Source organism: Dehalococcoidales bacterium (assembly GCA_041652735.1).
In the GTDB taxonomy this organism is placed as follows: domain Bacteria; phylum Chloroflexota; class Dehalococcoidia; order Dehalococcoidales; family RBG-16-60-22; genus RBG-13-51-18.
The window spans coordinates 15,903-35,198 of record JBAZGT010000006.1; the positions used below are offsets into that span (position 1 = coordinate 15,903).

16 protein-coding genes are annotated in these 19,296 nt (G+C 58.7%); 9 read left to right on the top strand and 7 right to left on the bottom strand.

Annotated features, from left to right (window positions below; translation table 11 throughout):
• Positions 1 to 369: 369 nt before the first annotated feature.
• From WC370_03440 to WC370_03480, 9 genes are all read left to right on the top strand, one after another.
• Positions 370 to 927 (top strand): hypothetical protein, encoded by a 558-nt coding sequence (locus WC370_03440; protein ID MFA5308524.1) that lies wholly within the window; start codon positions 370 to 372, stop codon positions 925 to 927.
• Between the two features lie 31 nt (positions 928 to 958).
• Positions 959 to 2,017: a GNAT family N-acetyltransferase gene (locus WC370_03445; GenBank protein MFA5308525.1), complete on the top strand. Its 1,059-nt coding sequence runs from the start codon at positions 959 to 961 to the stop codon at positions 2,015 to 2,017.
• A gap of 273 nt (positions 2,018 to 2,290) precedes the next feature.
• Entirely contained in the window at positions 2,291 to 3,295 is a 1,005-nt protein-coding gene (locus tag WC370_03450; GenBank protein MFA5308526.1) for a hypothetical protein, read from the top strand.
• A 264-nt stretch (positions 3,296 to 3,559) separates the two neighbouring features.
• Positions 3,560 to 3,877, top strand: coding sequence for a hypothetical protein (locus WC370_03455; GenBank protein ID MFA5308527.1), 318 nt, complete (start codon positions 3,560 to 3,562; stop codon positions 3,875 to 3,877).
• Positions 3,878 to 4,051: 174 nt separating this feature from the next.
• The gene (locus WC370_03460; GenBank protein ID MFA5308528.1) at positions 4,052 to 5,920 is read left to right on the top strand and encodes a PAS domain S-box protein; all 1,869 of its coding nucleotides are present in this window, start codon (positions 4,052 to 4,054) and stop codon (positions 5,918 to 5,920) included.
• 4 nt (positions 5,921 to 5,924) lie between these two features.
• Positions 5,925 to 6,566: a response regulator transcription factor gene (locus WC370_03465; protein MFA5308529.1), complete on the top strand. Its 642-nt coding sequence runs from the start codon at positions 5,925 to 5,927 to the stop codon at positions 6,564 to 6,566.
• Between the two features lie 470 nt (positions 6,567 to 7,036).
• A complete protein-coding gene (locus WC370_03470) occupies positions 7,037 to 9,346 on the top strand; it encodes an MMPL family transporter (GenBank protein MFA5308530.1) in 2,310 nt (769 codons plus the stop codon).
• A 117-nt stretch (positions 9,347 to 9,463) separates the two neighbouring features.
• Positions 9,464 to 10,147: a DUF2807 domain-containing protein gene (locus WC370_03475; protein MFA5308531.1), complete on the top strand. Its 684-nt coding sequence runs from the start codon at positions 9,464 to 9,466 to the stop codon at positions 10,145 to 10,147.
• A 38-nt stretch (positions 10,148 to 10,185) separates the two neighbouring features.
• The gene (locus tag WC370_03480) at positions 10,186 to 11,343 is read left to right on the top strand and encodes a radical SAM protein (protein ID MFA5308532.1); all 1,158 of its coding nucleotides are present in this window, start codon (positions 10,186 to 10,188) and stop codon (positions 11,341 to 11,343) included.
• A gap of 160 nt (positions 11,344 to 11,503) precedes the next feature.
• Here the strand turns inward: WC370_03480 and WC370_03485 are convergent, their stop codons facing one another.
• From WC370_03485 to WC370_03515, 7 genes are all read right to left on the bottom strand, one after another.
• On the bottom strand, positions 11,504 to 12,571 hold the full coding sequence (locus WC370_03485) for a MaoC family dehydratase N-terminal domain-containing protein (protein MFA5308533.1): 1,068 nt from the start codon (positions 12,569 to 12,571) through the stop codon (positions 11,504 to 11,506).
• The gene (locus tag WC370_03490) at positions 12,568 to 13,017 is read right to left on the bottom strand and encodes an OB-fold domain-containing protein (GenBank protein ID MFA5308534.1); all 450 of its coding nucleotides are present in this window, start codon (positions 13,015 to 13,017) and stop codon (positions 12,568 to 12,570) included. Before WC370_03490 ends, WC370_03485 begins: the two co-directional genes overlap by 4 nt.
• A gap of 1 nt (position 13,018) precedes the next feature.
• Positions 13,019 to 14,173, bottom strand: a complete 1,155-nt coding sequence (locus tag WC370_03495; GenBank protein ID MFA5308535.1) for a thiolase family protein — start codon at positions 14,171 to 14,173, stop codon at positions 13,019 to 13,021.
• 188 nt (positions 14,174 to 14,361) lie between these two features.
• Positions 14,362 to 15,615 carry a CoA transferase gene (locus WC370_03500; protein MFA5308536.1) on the bottom strand — a complete coding sequence of 418 codons (1,254 nt, stop codon included), beginning with the start codon at positions 15,613 to 15,615 and terminating at the stop codon, positions 14,362 to 14,364.
• Position 15,616: 1 nt separating this feature from the next.
• The gene (locus WC370_03505; GenBank protein ID MFA5308537.1) at positions 15,617 to 16,864 is read right to left on the bottom strand and encodes a CoA transferase; all 1,248 of its coding nucleotides are present in this window, start codon (positions 16,862 to 16,864) and stop codon (positions 15,617 to 15,619) included.
• A 147-nt stretch (positions 16,865 to 17,011) separates the two neighbouring features.
• A complete protein-coding gene (locus tag WC370_03510) occupies positions 17,012 to 18,100 on the bottom strand; it encodes a Zn-dependent alcohol dehydrogenase (GenBank protein ID MFA5308538.1) in 1,089 nt (362 codons plus the stop codon).
• A gap of 23 nt (positions 18,101 to 18,123) precedes the next feature.
• The gene (locus WC370_03515; GenBank protein MFA5308539.1) at positions 18,124 to 19,206 is read right to left on the bottom strand and encodes a Zn-dependent alcohol dehydrogenase; all 1,083 of its coding nucleotides are present in this window, start codon (positions 19,204 to 19,206) and stop codon (positions 18,124 to 18,126) included.
• Positions 19,207 to 19,296 lie beyond the last annotated feature (90 nt).

Genomic DNA, 19,296 nt, shown 5'->3' on the forward strand with positions numbered 1-19,296 from the left:
GGTTATAACGTGCGGCAACGCCCGGGCGCCGGTCTGATATCCGTAAATACCGGCCGTTTTCAAGACGGGGGAGGGCGGCGGGGAGAGAGCAACCGCTTCATACGCCATGAAGGAATTGTAACCTATAACAAGGGGGCAATTCAATGATACAGTGTTTTTTACCGTTTATTTTTCCCGTATGCGGTGGTGAAATACGGCGTGTTTAGCCTACAGCCAACCGGCAAAATGCGACCGGCAATTACTGCCGGTTCTTACTTTATTCTGACTTGCCTTTAACCGGTATCCAACTTGCTCAAGGTAAATTGAGAATAAGAGTGGACTGCTCCCGCATTGGGTAATGGAAGCGGGACACCCAATAAAGCGAGGAACATGATTGAGACCGAAAAATGCCAGAACCATTGCCTACCGCAAATCTCTGAAGGAAAAGCCAAAACAGAAAAAATATCGATTTTTACCCGGATAAAGCTCTTACTGAAAAGATATCTGCCATCCAAGAATAAAAAACAAGTCAAACAACGTCTCAACACCATCATGTGCCTGCTGAAGAGACAGGATAACATGAAGGTAATGACGCCCGGCGGAAAAACGGCCGCCGGAGCTTTAGCCGCTAATGTTACATTTAAGCCGGGGGATATGGTAAGGGTAAAGACGCTCGAGGAAATAAAGGCAACCCTGGATGTGTGGAACGAGTACCGGGGCTGCATGTTCATGGATGCCATGGCCGAGTTCTGCGGGACCACCCAGCGGGTGCTCCATCCGGTAGAGAGGTTCGTGGATGAGCGCGACTACCTGGTCAAGAAAGCCAAAGGTGTAGTCCTTATCGAAGGGCTTATCTGTCACGGCACCCCGAGTTACGGTCGCTGCGACCGTGCCTGCTACTATTTCTGGAGGAATGAGTGGCTTGAAAAAATCAGCCAGTGGGACTAATGGTGCGGTAAAAACAAAAATTGCGTTTCCAATGCCGATTCCTTCTCGGCAGGATGCGCCGGACTGCGTGGTCATGAGTCCCGGCGATGAACGCTGGCTGTCTTTCATTACCGCCCATCCGGATGCCAATATCTTCCATCATCCGGTCTGGATGGACGTCATCGCCACCTGTTACGACTACCAGTCTTTCGTGATTACCGTATGTGATGCCGCCGGGAATATTACAGCCGGGGTTCCCATGATGGATGCCAGCACCGTATTCCGGCGTCGCCACTGGATTTCCCTGCCGTTTACCGATTACTGCAATCCGCTGTATACGGACGCGGCGTCCCTGGAACGCCTGACCGCCGGCATCGCGTCCTTCTACCGCGCCGGCGCCGCCCGCACCATCGAGCTGCGCTGGGACTTACCCCCGCAGCCGCATATGTACACCTACTCGGACTTCGTGCTGCAAACCGTCCCCCTCGAGCCGGACGCGGCGAAAGTCATCAAGCGGTTCGACCGCGTGCACCGGCAGAACGCCCGCGCCGCGGAAGAAAAGGGCGTGCGCGTCGTGCTGGGCACGGAACAGGAACACCTCCGCCTTTTTTACGATATGCAGCTCAAGACCCGCCTGCGCCACGGCGCCCCGGCCCAGCCCGAGCGGTTTTTCGACCTGTTCGGGGAAAAAATATTCAAGCAGGGGCTCGGCTTCGTGCTGCTGGCCTATAAAGACGATAAATGCCTGGCGGGACTGGTCCTGCTGCACTGGAAAAACTCCCTGGTCGCCAAATACGCGGCGTCCCGCGTGGACAGCCTTAAACTGCGCCCCAACAACCTGCTGTTTATGCACGCCATCAAGTGGGGCTGCCAGAACGGGGTAACGGTATTTGACATGGGACGGTCGGCCACCGAACACACCGGCCTGAAGCGGTACAAGCGGGGGTGGGGAGCGCAAGAAAGTCCCCTGACTTACTCCGTCTTTTCCGCCGCGCCGCCCCGTCATTCTGCCCGCCGTTTAGCGGAAACCGTCGCCCATACCATTATCGAGCACTCCCCCATATTTGTCTGCCGCATCCTGGGCAACCGTTTTTACCGGTACATCGGCTAGCCGGTATATCATCGCTCTCTCCGGTTATCTGTTTCCTCCTCCTTTTCCTTAATGCTGTTCGTCAGAGCAGCTTACCCGTTTGTTTGTCCAAATATTTTCTTTAACGTTTCTGTAAAATCCTGCCATGACCCATCCTTCCTGTACTCATCAACAAAATTGACTTAAAGCTGGTTCAGTAATAAAATATCTATCTAGAGATAAAGCCGCCCGCTTACTTGGTATCCCGCCGCAGCTTGAAAAAGCGCGTTAATAATAACAGGAAGGATTGAAAGAATGGGTAAATACGATAAATACATCTGTACCACGCTCCAGAAAAGGGATATGCTGCCCGGCCCCACCCCGGCGGAAAGGGACAAACTGGCGGCCGCGGGCAAGCGCATCAGCATGGAGCATATCCTCTGGGTTGACAGCGAGGTCATCCCCGGTTCCTATTACGGGGAGACCACCTTCATCTGGCCGTCTTCTTACCCCGGGCAGATAACCCGCGAGGAGCAGATGAAGCTGCCCACCAATGATAAGCCGATGTTCCCCCACGGCCATGACTTCCCGGAGCTGCTTTCCTGGTGGGGAACCAACCCCGAACACCCGGAAGAGACCGGCTCCATGGGCATGATTATGGGCGACGAGCTGATTCCCCTGGATAAAAGCTGGGTGGCCTACATCCCGGCCGGCATGCTGCATATGCCTACCATGGGCAAGGGGGGCAAGACCACCAAGCTGCCCGTTTGCCACTGGACTTCCGGCCCCGGCGTCTATACCCGGGAAAAGGACCACGCGGAAGAGAAGACCGCCGCCAAAGAGCCGCCCAAGCTCAAGGAGACCGGCGAGCTGAAAAACGCCAAGTACATGGTCTACGGCACCAGGCCGGGACAGGCCCGGAAATACTACATGCTGCCTTATGATACCAAGTACGTCAAGCCCATGGCCATGGTGGACGATACGGTAGTGCCGGGCTGCGAGTTCGGCTGCGAAACGCTGTGGCTGCTCCCCGGCGATAAGACCAAGGCCGGCTTCCCGATGATGAAGGAGCGCACCGTTTCCCACGGCACGTCCATCGTTTTCAATGCCATGAACTATGATGACATCACCGACCTCCGCGCCGAGGTGGAGCTGTGGATCGGCGGGGAAAAGCATATCATCACCAAGAACTTCGGGGCTTACATTCCCCCGGACATCAAGGCCGGCCCCATGATTATCCGCAATATCCAGAAACAGATATTCTTCATGATTTCCTACCCCGTGGGACTGGGCATCACCAAGTACCGCGGCGGCAAATAGCGGCTGCCTGAATAAAACCTGAGATATAGCCTCTCTCCGGCGTGAAGCGGAAGCGTCAAACACCGGAGAGAGGCTTATTCATTAGTCTAAGCAGTATTTATGTCAACCATTCTCCTCTCTTTGCCCCCGGCGCGTCTGTCTTAACATAGTCCAAACACCGATGTTATAGAATTGTAACTAATTCCCCCCTCCGGATATAACTATTTTATGAGTCCTCCCCCATAATAAAGATATAAACTATTACAAGCGTAAGAGGTGACTGAAATGGTTAGAACAGCTAAAACGCCGGTAAAAGCCAAAAAGCAGCCGGACAAGCGCCTGGCCAAAGTGCCGTCCGAGTACGTCTTCTGGAGCCACGACGGCAAAATATTCGCTGACCTGGCGGAGCTGGCGGAAGGACTGGCCGCCATGTCCGATGAGACCTTCGCCTATCACTCCAACCTGGAAAAACGCGACTTCAGCAACTGGGTCCGGGACGTTATCGGCGATGAGCTGCTGGCCGACTACCTGGCCAACCTTACCGACCGCGTAAGGTCTGCCGATTATGTTTCCGCCAGGATTACCCTGCTTTCCGGCAAATAGCCGACGCCGCAATATCCTCCCTATCCCCCGCTAAAGCTTTACGGGGCGGTCCTCCATCTCTCCGGGGATGGGCATCGCCCCGCTGTATTTTCATATTCCCCCTCATCCCTTTCCCCTGTATCCTTACCCCTTTGTTATTGTATAATGCCTATACATGCTTTTTCCGGAGAGGCTATGCTAAACGACGTTATTTTCCTCTTCGACGAGACGGGGCTCATCAACAGCAACCGGGAAGCCGAAAAAATGTTCGGCGTATCGTTTGATGATCTGCTCCATAAAATACCCTACCAGTTTGCCCCGGATAAGCAGCCGGACGGCGCCGATTCCAAGGAGAAAGCCCGGGAGCTGATACAGGCGGCTTACGCCGGCCAGTCCCAGCTCTTCGAATGGCAGGTACGCAAACCGGACGGCACGCTTTTCGATGCCGAGGTCAGCCTGAACGCGGTCGATGTCGAAGGCAAACCCGTTTTACTGGCTGTCATCCGTGACATCACGGAACGGAAAAAAGAGGACGAGGCGCGCCTGGAAACGGAGCAGATGTTCCGCGCTATCGTGGAAAACTCCCACGCCGGCATTTTCACCATCGACGAGACCTTTAATATCACCTACGCCAATGACATGGTCAGCCGGATGCTGCTCTATCCCAACGAGGCCATCATCGGCCGTAATTTCCGTGATTTCCTGGACGAGGAAAGCAAAATCATCGTGGCGGAACGGTATCTCCAGCGGCAGATGGGGGAAGATACCCCCACCCGCTACGAGTTCAACATCGTCCAGAGCAACGGCAGCAAGCGGCGGGTGGAAATCAGCGCCACCATCTTCCGCACCGCCGCCGGGCACCTGCGCACGGTGGGGCAGGTGCTGGATATCACCGAGCGCAAGCAGGCGGAAGAAGACCTGCGCACCGCCCATGAAGAGCTGGAGTCCCGCGTGCAGCAGCGCACCAGCGAGCTGAGCGATACCAATCTCCGCCTCAAGAACGAGATTGCCCAGCGCGCCCTGGCGGAAGAGTCCCTGCGCCGCAGCGAGCTGCGCTACCGCCACCTGGTGCAGAGCACCAATACCATCATTTTGCAGATGGACAATGAAGGAAAAATCACCTTTTTTAACGACTTCGCCCAGCAGTTCTTCGGCTACACGGAGTCGGAAATACTGGGCAAGAGCGTCCTGGGGACGATTGTGCCGGAAAAAGACTCCGCGGATAAAGACCTCCAGGAGATGATGGCGGATATCATTACCCATCCGCGCCACTACCTCCACAACGAGAATGAAAACATGCGCCGCGGCGGGGAGCGGGTGTGGATAGTCTGGACCAACCAGCCTTTCTTCGATGACGCCGGCAATTTACGGGAAATCCTTTGCGTGGGCATCGACCACACCGAGCAGAAGCTGAACGAGGCGCGGCAGACCCAGCAGGTGCGGCGGCAGGCCGCCACGGAAGAGCGTACCCGTCTGGCCCGTGACCTGCATGACGCCGTCAGCCAGACGCTCTTTTCCGCCAGCCTGATATCCGAGGTATTACCCCGCGTCTGGCAGCGCGATGAAAAAGAGGGGCAGAAGCGGCTGGAAGAGGTGCGCCAGCTCACCCGCAGCGCTTTAACGGAAATGAGGACGCTGCTTTTAGAGCTGCGCCCGGACTCCCTGGCGGAAGCGGATATAGATTTCCTGCTCAACCAGCTGGCGGAGTCCATCACCGGGCGCTCCCGCGTGCCGGTAAGCGTGTCCGTGACCGGGCGCTGTAATGTGCCGGTGGAGGTCAAGATAGGGCTTTACCGCATCGCCCAGGAAGCCCTGAACAACATCGCCAAGCACGCCGCCGCCAAAGAGGCCAGGGTCAAACTGCTCTGCCGCACCGGCGGCGTGACCTTGCAGGTTAGCGATGACGGCAAGGGATTCAATACAAAAAATACGCCGCCCAACAGCCTGGGGCTGAACATCATGAGAGAGCGCGCCCGGGACATCGGGGCTTTACTGGCGGTGAAAAGCCGGCCGGGTGAAGGCACCACCGTCAGAGCGGTCTGGAAGAACGAATCTGGGGAGTAGCAAAATGAGTGATGAAAATCGTATCCGTATCCTGCTGGTGGACGAGCACGCGGTGGTGCGCAGCGGCCTGGGCGCGGTAATCACGACCTATGAGGAAATGGACCTGGTGGGGGAGGCCAACAACGGCGAGGAAGCGGTGCACCTGTGCAAATCGCTGAAGCCGGACATAGTGCTGATGGACCTGATGATGCCCGTCATGGACGGCGTCACCGCCACCCGTATCATCCATGAAAGCCAGCCGGATATCCGCATTATCGCGCTGACCAGCTTCGGGGACCGGGAGTGGGTGGAAGGCGCTTTGAAAGCCGGGGCCGCCGGCTACCTTCTCAAGACCGTTTCCGCCGCCGAGCTTATCACCGCTATCAAGGGAACGATGGCGGGCAAGACCAGCCTCTCCCCGGAAGCCGCCCAGGTGCTGGTGCAGAACCTTAAAAAACCGCCGACGGAAGCCGCCGACCTTACCGAGCGGGAGCGGGAAATACTGGCGCTGATGGTGGAAGGCCTGGCCAACCACGATATCGCGGCGCGGCTGGTAGTCAGCCAGTCCACCGTCAAGTTCCACGTGAGCAATGTCCTTTCCAAGCTGGGCGTCGCCACCCGGACGGAAGCGGTGGCCACGGCCCTGAAGCACAAGCTGGTGAGGTAGAGGGGGAAGAGATTAGGGGGTTCTGTCATGGCGAGGAACGCGGTGACGAAGCAATCTCCCTGCCTCCCTTATACCCGTGTCATTCTGGCACAGGCCAGAATCCATTTTGAATACCTGTAATTGCCTGGCTGCCATAGGTGGATTCCAGCTTTCGCTGGAATGACAACTCCCAATAAAGCCTTTATCATCTGTCATTCTGGCGCAGGCCAGAATCCACTTTTAGTTATTAGGTATCATTTAAGTCAACAAATGGATTCCAGCCTTCGCTGGAATGACAGCTCCTTTTCGTCCCCCGCCTTTAAGATTTGATTTTTCATTCTTGTCTTCCCCTTTACCCCTCCCCCACCCTGTCCATCCGGCCAGTATTCAACCCCCCTTACCGCCAGCCTAAAGTCCCCCCGTCCGCCGGATAAAACCGGCTTACGCATGTCTTATAGTGGAGATGAGTTCCATTGAGGAGGACTAAGACAATGCGTAAGAGAACCTGGACAGAATCACTCGCCCGAGCCTGCGCTAAAAGGCGCTGGTGGACCGTGGGCATCTGGGGCCTCGCCATCGTCCTGGCGGTTATCGCCGTGGTCAGCTGGCTGGGCGGTGCCCTGGTCACCGACGCCGAGTTCACCAATAACCCGGAATCCGTGACGGCCTACAACCTGATGCAGGACCGGCTCGGCACCGATGACACCATGCTGGACGAAATGGTTATCGTCCGGTCGGATACCTTAACCGTGGACGACCCCGCTTTCGCCGCGCAGGTGAACAGCCTCTACGGCGAACTGATGGCGCTGGGGCCGGATGTAGTCCAGAACGGCGTGACCTATTACATGGTACAGGACCCCTCCATGGTCTCCGCCGACCGCCACGCCACTTTTATCCCCTTTGAAGTCCCCGCGGACAATTACGCCAGAATATCGGAAGTCTATGCCGTGAGCGATAAATACAAAACCGGTGATTTTCAGCTCTATCACACCGGTTCCGCCGCCTTCATGGACGACTCCATGACACTGGCGGAAAGCACCATGCGCACCGGGGAAACGGTGGGCATCGCGGTGGCGCTCATCGTTCTGGCGATTGTTTTCGGCGCCATTACCGCCGCCCTGCTGCCGGTGTTCCTGGGCATCGCTTCCATCGTGGTGGCCCTGGGCTTTACCGCCCTGGTGGGCCAGGCGATGGACCTGACCTTCATGATAACCTCCATGATTACCATGATGGGCCTGGCGGTGGGTATAGACTACTCCCTGTTCATCCTCACGCGTTTCCGCGAGGAGCGGGCGCACGGCCTGGAGAAAATGGACGCTATCGGCAAGGCCGGCGCCACCGCCTCCAAAGCGGTCTTCTTCAGCGGCATCACCGTGCTGCTGGCGCTGGTGGGGCTGGTGGTCTTCCCGCTCTCAATCTTCATCTCCATGGGCATCGGGTCGCTGCTGGTGGTGTTCACCGCTATCCTGGCTTCCATGACACTGCTGCCCGCTTTAATCAGCATCTTCGGGGACAAGGTCAATTCCCTGAGAATACCGTTCATACAGTCGAAGAAAGCGCCGTCCTATGAAGACAACAAGGGCGTCTGGGCCTGGATTACCCGCACCGTGACCCGCGCGCCGGTGGTCAGCCTGCTGCTCACCGTGGTCATCCTGGTCGCCGCCATCGTGCCCTTCTTTGACAAGAAGTCCGGCATGTCCGGCATCTCTTCCACGCCGGACTATCTGCCCTCCAAGCAGGGCTACATGGTGCTGCTGCGTGATTTCCACATAGGGCTGGACACTCCCACCATGATAGTGGTTGACGGCAACGTTAGTGCCCCCGCCACCCGGACGGCCATCGCCGGACTACAGGAAAAGCTGGCCGGTGACGCCGTATTCTCTTCCGCCGTCGTGGCGCCTTACCCGGACCTGAACATGGCGGTGATTTACGCCAGGGTGGCCGGTGATACCATGAGCCAGGAAGCCCTGGCCAGCGTGACGCGGATACGTGCGGACTACATCCCGGCCACGTTTACTGATACCACCGCCAAAGTGATGGTCACCGGCGAGTCCGCTTTCATGGTAGACTACAACAAAATCACCAATGACTATACGCCGGTTATCTTCACCTTCGTGCTGGCGCTGAGTTTCGTGGTGCTGCTGCTGGCCTTCCGCTCCATCGTCATACCGGCCACGGCCATCATCATGAACCTGTTCTCCGTGGGCGCCTGTTACGGGCTGATGGTGCTGGTGTTCCAGAAAGGCATCGGGGCCGGCATCCTGGGCTTCACGCAGGTGGACTCCATCGAGACCTGGCTGCCGCTCTTCCTGTTCGCCGTGCTCTTCGGGCTGTCCATGGACTACCATGTGTTCCTGCTCAGCCGCGTCCGCGAACACTACCTGCATCATGGCGATAATACCGCGGCGGTGTCCTTCGGGCTGCGCTCCACCGGGCGTTTGATAACCGGGGCCGCGCTCATCATGGTGGCGGTGTTCGCCGGGTTCGCCCTGGGCGATATGGTAACAATGCAGCAGATGGGCTTCGGCCTGGCCATCGCCGTCCTCATCGACTCCACCCTGGTGCGCTGCGTGCTCGTCCCGGCCACGATGAAACTGCTGGGCAAGGCCAACTGGTACCTGCCTAAATGGCTCAACTGGCTGCCGAACATCAGCATCGGCGAGGACATGGAAAGCCGCCGGGAGCCGTCCGCCGCCAGGCCATCACCCGCCTTCCGGCCGGTCCTCAATCCCATTCCGGTAGCGGCGGAAGACAACGTGATACCGCCGGTAGAACCGATGCGAGACTGGCGCATGAAGTAAATATGCCTCCTCAATCCCGGGCTGGCCTCACGCAGGGCCGGCCCGGGACTTTTCCAGGTTTTGCGGTAGCTATACGGATGATGCTAAAATAGTCCGAATATTGAAAGGAGGGCAAAAATGAATACGCAGCGGTTCGACTTCACAGATTTCACCCGACTTAGAATCGAGCGGGCGCTCTCCGTGGATATCCTGAGAGAAGATACCTACAGCCTGACCATCGGCGATGATTTCAGTCGCATCCGGGTGGAAAAGGTGGGCGAAACCCTGGTAATAGGCCGCCGCGGCCTGGACTGGGCAGCGCTCTTCCACCCCCGCCCCCACGTCGTCGTCACCATGCCGGAGCTGGAAGCGCTGGAAATGTCCGGCTCCTGCCAAGGCAAGGTGATAGGTTTCCACTCCGACCGCGAGTTCAGCCTCAAGCTGAGCGGGGCCAGCCACCTGGAAATCAACCGCCTGGCCGCGGGCGGCGTCAAGATGAATATCTCCGGCGCTTCCGACCTTACCGGGGATATCAGCATCAGCGGGGAAATCCGGTTTAACGTCTCCGGCGCCAGCCGCATGGAGCTTTCCGGCTCCGCCGCCAGCGCCTTTATCGAGCTTTCCGGCGCCAGCCAGGCCAGGCTGGCCAACCTGACGCTGCAAAAAGCCAGCCTGAATACCTCCGGCGCCAGCAGCGTCCAGCTGAACGTCAAAGAAAACCTGGATATCAATTTGAGCGGCGCCTCCCGCCTGGAATATGCCGGCCGGCCCGCTTTGGGGAAAATACAGATTGCCGGGGCTTCCGTCATCAAGCAAAGATAGCGTCAAACCTGAATTTCACCCGGTAGAGGGAGTTGAAAATGAACACCACGGCACCAAAAGAGAAAAAAGGCTATACCGGCCTCCTAAATAAATCACTGGGGATATTTTTCAGCACCGCCTGGCACATTACCCTGCGCCGCCCCTCTCAGGCCTGGTTCTTCTTCCGCACCGTGCGGTGGCAGCGCCGGGCCGCTAAAGTCCGCGGCGGGCTGGACGGTCAGGGCGTGCACGTGCCGCCCATCATCATCTACAGCATTACGGAACGCTGCAACCTCCACTGCAAGGGGTGCTACGCCCAGGCGCTCCATGACGCCGTTCAGCCGGAAATGAGCGCGGCCAAGATGCGGGAGACCATCCGGGAGGCGCGGGAGCTGGGGGTTTCCTTCATGGTGCTGGCCGGCGGCGAGCCGCTGGTGCGCCGGGAAATCCTGGATATCATCAGGGAGTTCCGGGACGTGATTTTCTTCGTGTTTACCAACGGGACTCTGATTGACGTCGCCCTGGCCGACCATATGAAGCATATTCCCAACCTGGTGCCCATCCTCAGCCTGGAGGGCAACCGCGCCGAGACCGACCTGCGGCGGGGCAGCGGGGTCTTTCAGAACCTTACCGCGGTTATCCGCAGGCTGAAGCAGCGGCACATCTTCTTCGGCACTTCCATTACCCTGACGCAGAGCAATTTCAATACGGTGACGGAAAGCAGCCTGGTGCGGGACCTGCACCGGTCCGGCTGCCGCCTATTCTTCTTCATCGAATACACGCCCATAGACGCCGGCACCGAGTCCTGGGAAGTCACCGCCGCGCAGCGGGAAACCATGGTGCAAAAGGTGGCCGCTTTCCGCAAGGACTTCCCCGCCCTTTTCGTCAACCTCCCCGACGACGAGAAGGACTTCGGCGGGTGCCTGTCCTCCGGGCGCGGTTTCGTCCATATCAGCGCCCAGGGCAACGTGGAGCCCTGCCCCTTCGCCCCGTACTCAGACACCAACGTGCGGGATACGTCTTTGAAAGAGTCCCTGCGTTCGCGCTTCCTGGCGACGGTGCGGGACAACTCGGACCAGCTCCACGAAAGCTCCGGCGGCTGCGCGCTCTGGCGGGAAAAGGAATGGCTCCAGTCCGTGCTGAACGAGCAAAAGCAAACGGACAAAGAGACGGTGAAAGAACCCGCAAAAGATTCTGCGGCAGGCCTCAAACGATAGGGTTTACTGGCATAATTTACAATAACCGGCCGTTCCGGTGAAAAGCGGAATCCGGCGAGTTTCAGTTGCGTTATTCCCGGTAAACCCCGCTATAATTTACCGACCGGATGCCGGCCCCGATTGGCATACGGGGTATACTACTTTCGCCGGCATGGTTCAACTAATAATCCTTGCTGGGCAGGGCTATCGTGGCCAGGCCGGGAGCGGTTACCAACCCCGCCTGGTTTTCCACCCACACTTCACAGTCCACCAGGTGCTCGCCGCTGGCGATGCGCTTGGCCGTCACCTTTCCCTTCACGAAGTTGCTGTCCCCCATGATGCTGGGGTGCCGTACCTGGCAGGAGTACTTTTTCAGCGTGCCGTCATCGCCCATCCAGTCCGTCACGAACTGTCCCAGCCAGCATACCCGCTGCGGGCCGTAGTCGGAGGCGTTTTCCAGTCCGGCGCGCTTCTGCATTTCCTCCCGTGAAAAGCCGATTTCCACCTGCTCCCGTCTGCGTTCGATGCGCCGCGGCACGCCGGACACGAAGAGCCCGAAGCGGACAATCTCCATCATGGTGAGCAGCCCTTTTTCCAGCGCCGGCGCCATCTCCTCACCCACCGCCACGTTCTCCCAGTAGCGCGGCGCGGCCCCGCGTCTTTTATGCTCGAAGGCCAGCAGGTCGGGCGATTTTACCTCGAAGCCGGGCTTCGATTCCCTGTCGAAATGGACGGCCTGTTTCTGGGGCGGTTCGAAGCGGCAGGTGGTGGTGCGGATAGTGCCGATAAGCTCCTGCCGCTGGTTGTAGTAATACGCCTCGCCGGTGGCGAAGAGCATGGGGCCCAGGGACTTGCTTTCCTTCCTCTCGATGCCCACGCTTTTGGCCTTGACGGCGGAAAAGGCATCGCCCAGGCGGATGGGCCGGAAAAACTCCAGTTCCGCCCCCGCGTAGAGCAGGCTTAAATTCAGCGGCGGCAGCTGGCGGGGCGGGGCTAAAGCCGGCGCGCTGCCGTGGTTGATGTTATATAAAAAAGTGGGCGGCGCCGTAATCCCCTTAAAGCGGCTCTTCCCGGCGTATTCCTCGTCCAGCCACAGCGGGTTGGCGTCCCCCACCGCCTCGGCGAAGTTTTTGATATTGTCCCGGGTGGCCTCGGTGAGGAAGCACTGGCCGGTAATGTCATACTCCCTGCCGATACCGGCTTTAAAGTCGACTTCAAATTGATCAAGTGGCGTCGGTTTTTCAGTCATTTCCGTCCTTCATTACTATTCTGGTATTCAGATTTATTTATTCCCGCCGGCCTGAACCTGGGCAGCGTTACCTCCGGCGTTATGTCATCGAAGGTTACTTCCACCGCCATGCCGATGTAAATATCTTTATTTTCGCATCCCACGATATTGGTCATCAATAGCGGGCCTTCCGCCAGCTTCACGTAGGCCGCGTTGTAGGGGACATCGTCCCGCCAGGCCGGGTGGAAGGACTGCCGGTAAACACAGAAAGTAAAGACCTCCCCCCGCCCGCTCACCTTTACCCATTCCCCCCCGTCCGCCCCGCAGGCGGCACAGGCGGCCTCCCGCGTGCAAAGCGCGCCGCAGCTACGGCATTTATACGCCGCCAGCTCGTGCCGCCGCGCGGCTTCCCAGAAAGCTTTATTGGACTCCGTGACCAGCGGGAGCTGTTTTTTTATCTCCGGCATCTTATCTCCTCAGGATACAGCAGGTGGCGGCGCTGCCGTTGTCCACCATGCCGCCCAGCCCGGTTACCAGGCAGGTCTCCGCGTCTTTTACCTGGGTGGCGCCGCCTTCTCCCCGCATCTGCCTTATCCCCTCCGTGAGCTGGGTAAAGCCCATCAAATAGCCCCAGGAAAGCCCGGTGCCGGACGTATTACAGGGAAAGCTCCCGGCCGGCTTTAAATTCCCCGCCGCCGCGAAGTCCCCCGCCTCCCCTTTTTTACAGATGCCGTAGCCCTCCAGCTGGGAGAGTAAAAAGATGGTGAAAGCGTCATACAGCTGGGCCACGTCGATGTCTTTCAAAGTTATGCCCGCCATGCCGAAGGCTTCCTCTTTGGCTTTTGCTACCACGAAGCCGTCGAAGTGGTGGATGGCTTCCGGCGACCGGTTCATTTCCCGCAGGGAGTGGTCGATGCCGTAGCCCATGACATAGACCGGCTTCTTTTTACAGTTTTGCGCCCGCTCTTTTGAGGTTATTATCAGGGCGACGGCGCCGTCGTTGACCAGGCAGAAGTCCAGCAGACAGAGCGGCTCCACCACCGGGCGGGCGTTAAGGTAGTCGTCCATCGTTATCTTTTTACCGTGCATGATGGCGTCCGGCCTTTTATTGGCGTTTTCCCTTAGCGTTAAGGCGATGGCGCCCAGCTGCTCGCGTTTGAGTCCGTAAAGGTGACTGTAGCGCTGCGCCATGCAGGCGGCCGTCGCCCCCGGGCCGTACCAGCCGTAAGCCCCCGGCGTGCTGTACTGGCCCATCGGCATCATGCCCCCGCCCCGCCGGCTGGCCGCGCTGGCGGCGTGCACCAGGACGCAGGTATGGCAAAGCCCGCTTTCCATGGCCCCGATAGCCATGGCCACCATGACGTTGGCGTAAGATCCCAGGCTGGCCGCCTGCCAGACCATGGAAGCGGCAATGCCCGTCATTTGCAGGGGAGCCGTATCGCCCAGGCCGCCGCCCATGCCCGGCTGGTAGATATAGCCGTCGATTTCAGACGGCTTCAGGCCGGCGTCCGCCAGGGCCAGGCTGATGGCCTGCGCCGCCAGCTCGTCCGGGGTAAGGTCCGGTATTTTCCCCAGCGCCGTCAGCCCCACCCCCGCGAAGGCGTATTTATCTTTGATGGTCATATTATTTCTTTACTAATTTTTCAAACCTATCTTTTAACGCCACAGTGAAATTGTTTTTTGGAAGCGATGGCTGGTATAAACTTGATAACAGTTCGTCGCATATTCCTATTCTAACACTACTAAATCAAGCTCTTAATGGGTTTTCACCCTCACCCTTCCCTCTCCCATCAAGGGAGAGGGGTTAGCGCTTAGTCGAAGACTCCCTCTTTTTTCAGGTTTTCGTATTCTTCGCCGCTCATGCCGAGCACCTCTTTACAGATGTATTCCGTGTGCTCCCCGAGCTGTACCGGCCGGTGCAGTTCCGCCTCGGCGTCGGACAGGGTAAAGGCGGGCGGGTGGAAAAACTTCTGCTTGCCCAGGTACGGGTGCTCGATTTCGTGAAAGAAGTCGTAGGCCGCCAGCTGGGGGTCGCTTTCCGAGTCCTGGGCCGTCGCCACCACCCCCGCCGCCACGCCAGTCGACTGCATTATGGTCATGACCTGCTCGGCGGTACGTTCCTTGGTCCAGCTATTCAAATAATCGTCGAGGACGGCGCGGTTCTTTATCCGCCTGTCCAGCGTGCGGAATCTCTCCTCCCGCGTCCAGTCCGGGCTGCCCACTACTTGGCAGAAGCTTTCCCATTCCTGGTCCGTCTGCACGGTGATGGCCACCCATCTATCCTCGCCCCGGCAGCGGTAAGCCCCGTGCGGGGCGGCACAGGGGCTGCTGTTGCCCCTTAAAGCCAGCTCCCTGTGGTTGGCGGCGTAGTCCAGCACCAGCGGCGCAAGGTAGTTGATGCCGGACTCTATTTGCGATTGGTCGATGCACTGCCCCTCTCCGATGCGCTGCTGGTAATCTATGGCCGCCATCAGCGCCAGCCCACCGAACAGCGGCGAAAGGTGGTCGGTGTAATACGACGATATCGGCACCGGCAGTCTGTCCGGCCACCCGGCGATGGTATAAAACCCGGTGAGGCTGGTGACCGTCTGGCCGTAGCCCGGCTGGCTGGCCATGGAGCCGGTATGCCCGTAGCCGCAGGTGCGGTGCATGATAAGCCGCGGATTGATCTTATGTAAATCTTCCCAGCCCAAGCCGCGCTTTTCCAGCGTGCCGGTGGTGAAGCTTTCGATGAGCACGTCCGCCCAGCCGGCTAACTGCTTGAATACCTCAACCGCTTTGGGGTGATTTAGATTGAGGCCCATGCCGTACTTTTTCACCGGGTGGGTCACCGCGAAAGCCCCGCCGAACTCCAGGCGTTTGCGGGGGTCTTTAAAGACCTCGGCCAGCTTTTTGTCCGTGGGATTGACGTTGCCGCCCTGCCGGGTCACGTCCGGCCGCAAAGCGCTTTCAATGCGCACAATCATGGCGCCGTAGTAGCCCAGGAAATTCCCCTGGAAAGGCCCCACCCCACCCCAGGTGAAGTCCAGCACTTTCAGTCCGGCAAAAGGTCTTGGCTCCGCCATATCAAATCACCCGCCGCTCTTTCAGATTGACCATATCCTGAGCGGACATTTTTAAATCTTTTTTATAGATGTCTTCATTATGCTCCCCGATGAGCGGGGCGCGGAAGCGCACGCCGCAGTCCCCGATGCCCGGTTTGACGAAGCCCCCCGGATAGGTGATTTTAGTGCCCAGCTCCGGGTGGTCTATCTCCCGCCAGAAATTTCGCTCCTTAAAGAGGGGAAACTCCAGCAGGTCTTTGGGGGCGAGGACGGGGGTAAGCTGGATACGGTATTCCATGGCGCCGTCATGCAGCTCCATCTTGGTGTGCTTCATGAAGAACGTTTCCAGCGTGGCGCGTATCTGCCGCACTTCCTCCATGGTGTACTTGTTCCAGCCTTCTTTGGCCCAGTCCCAGGTGCCGAGCAGGCCGGGGTCGGCGCCGGACGACTTTATCCAGGCGACCAGCGACTCGTTGTGCTTGACGAAGTTGGGGCCTACCCAGAAGAAGAACGCGATGCTGCCGTCCTTACACTGCCATAGTAGCGGGATTTTTACCTGCCCGTCCTTGCAGAATATCTTGAGGCGTTCGCGGCCCTCGCGGGAGGCGTTGATTTTCTGGAACGCCCAGGGCAGCTTGGTCTCTATGGAAATGGCGAAGCAAAGCCCCTGGTGGGTGGATGCGTCCACCGTCTGTCCCCGTCCGGTGAGGCGGCGCTGGGCTAAAGCCACCATCGTGCCGATGGCCCCGTTCATCGCGCCTATCAGGTGGGCGTGGGGGTAGCTGGGGGCTAAAGGCGGCCGGTCCGGCTCCCCGGTGATATACATGTAGCCGGATAAAGCCCACACCGCCAGGTCGCGGTCGTTGTAATCGCGGTAAGGCCCCTTCTGCCCGAAGCCGCTGATGGACGTCAGGATTACTCTGGGATTGACCCCGCTCAGGACGCCATAGCCCAGGCCGATTTTGTCCATATGGCCGGGCGGGAACGACTCCACCACCACGTCCGCCGTCTTCACCAGTTCCTTAAAGATTTCCCGCCCGTCCGCGGTCTCGATATCCAGCGTGATGCTGCGCTTGTTGGCATTAAAAGCGAACCAGTACAGGCTTTTTTCCGGGTCGGCGGTATCGTGAAAAAAGGGCGCCTTATTGCGGTCCGGCTCGCCGCCCGGCTTCTCTATCTTGATGACATCCGCCCCAAAGTCGCCCAAGGCCTTGCCGCAGAGAAAGCCTTTCTCATTGGTAAGGTCGAGCACGCGGTAGCCGCTGAGCATCGGCAGTCCTCACTTTTTCCCGTTTTCAGATTTATAGACCGCTCGTGGTGAGCTTGCCGAACCATAGCGGTAAACACTTACTTTACCCTTCGACAAGCTCATGGTAAGCGTAAAAAAGGCCAGGAAAAAAGCGCCTTTCTCTACCTGTTACTCAAACATGATGATATTGCGCAGGGCATCGCCCTTTTGCAGTGACGCCACCGCCTCGTTGATGCGGGCCAGCGGGTAGTGAGCGGTAATAAGCTCGTCCAGCTTGAGCTTGCCCGCCTGGTACAGAGAAACCAGGAAGGGAATATCGATGCTGGGGCGTATCGAGCCGCCGCCGCTGCCGGTGAGACATTTTTCCGTGAAGATGAACTCCAGCGGCATAAAGTCTTTCATGTTGCCCTGCGCCAGCCCCACCAGCACCGTCATGCCCATCGCCCCGCACATGGAAAAGCCGGTGCGGATGGCCTCCATCTTGCCCACGGTCACGAAAACGTAGTCCGCGCCCCGCCCGCCGGTCATCCCCTGTACGGCCTTGACCGGGTCTTTTTCTTTTAGCAGGTTGACCGTGTGCGTCGCCCCGAAAGCCTTAGCCGTTTCCAGCTTGCTGTCCAGTACATCCACCGCGATAACGGGGTAAGCGCCGCAAAAAGCCGCGCCCTGGATGGAGTTGAGTCCCACCCCGCCGGTGCCGATGACCGCCGCGCTGCTCATGGCCGGGACCTTGGCGCGGTTGACCACCGCCCCGAACCCGGACGTCACGCCGCAGGCAATCAGGCAGGCGCGGTCCAGGGGCATATCTTTGGGGATTTTGGTCACCAGTTCCTGGGGCACGGTGGTGTATTCCGCGAAGCCGCCCACCGGCCCGGCCATCAGCGCCAGGGGCTGCCCCTTGGCGTTCTTGTGCTTGGGTCGGTTAAAAGCGCCCCGTTCCGTGCAGAAGTGGGGCTTGCCGATGGTGCAGTAATAGCAATGCCCGCAGCCGGAGGTCACCGTGCCGATGACTACCGTATCGCCGGGCTTACACTTGGTCACGCCCTCGCCGATTTCATCAACGTAGCCGGAGGTCTCGTGTCCGGCCAGGCCGGGCAGCGGGGACGGTATTTCCCCGCTGATAAAATGAAGGTCGCTGTGGCACACCGCGGTACAGGCCACCTTAACCTTGACCTCCCCCTTGCCGGGGGCGTCCAGGGTCACACCGTCTTCAATAACCAGGGGCTTGTTCGCTTCGTAAAGGATTGCCGCTTTCATCTTTAAGTCCCTCTTCCTAATATTTATTCGAACATGATAACGTTGCGCAGTCCCTCGCCCTTTTCCGTCAGCGCCATGGCTTCGTTAATTTTGGAGAGGGGATAGCGCCCGGTGATAAGCTCGTCCAGTTTGAGCTTGCCGGACTGGTACATGGCTACCAGGTTGGGGATGTCTATTTTCAGATTGGTGGCGCCCATGAAGCCGCCGATGAGGTTCTTTTCCGAAGGTATCATTTCCAGCGGGGAAAAGCTGAGCTGGTCGCGGAAGTTGGGCAGGCCGATAAGCACGGTGGTGCCGCGCTGCCCGGTGAAGGACATGCCCTGCTTGATGGCGGCGACGCTGCCCACGGTGACGAAAACCCATTCCGCTCCCCTCCCCGCCGTCAGCTTCCTGATCTCTTCCGCCGCCTTTTCGTTTTTAGCGCTGACCATGTGCGTCGCGCCGAAGTCCATAGCCATTTTCAGCTTGTTTTCCAGCACGTCCACGGCGATGATGGGGTAAGCCCCCACGTAAGCGGCGCCCTGGACGGCGTTAATGCCCACCCCGCCCGCGCCCATGACCACCACGCTCTGGAAAGGCCGCACCTTGGCGCGGTTGACCACCCCGCCGAAGCCGGTGATAACGCCGCAGGCCAGCAGGGCCGCCCGGTCCAGAGGCATCTCTTTGGGGACTTTCACCACCATGGACTCGTTGACTACCACGTATTCCGCGAAGCCGCCGATATTGCCCTTGAGGTCCGGCGCCTGTCCCTTCTTGTCTTTCACCCGCGGCTGCGCCGGCGGGTCGAAGCGGTGCTCGCAGAGGTGCGGCAGCCCGGTGACGCAGTAATAGCACTTGCCGCAGGATGCCAGCAGCGAAATGACTACCGGGTCGCCGGCCTTGACCGAGGTGACTTCCGCCCCCACTTTTTCCACGTAGCCGGCCGTTTCGTGCCCCCCTATAAAAGGCACCCGGCCGGGCATTTCGCCCTTCCAATCATGGACATCGCTGTGGCAGATGGCCGTGGCCGCCACGCGGATTTTCACGTCCCTGGCGCCCGGTTCGGCTATTTCCACATCCTCCACTACCAGCGGTTTCCCGAATTCATAACACAGCGCAGCTTTCATGTTCACTCCTTCAAAATGAATTTCCAAGCTCTAATATCTAAACACTAAACAGGTCCCGGCCTGATGAGCAACTGTAGTAAAAAACGTTCA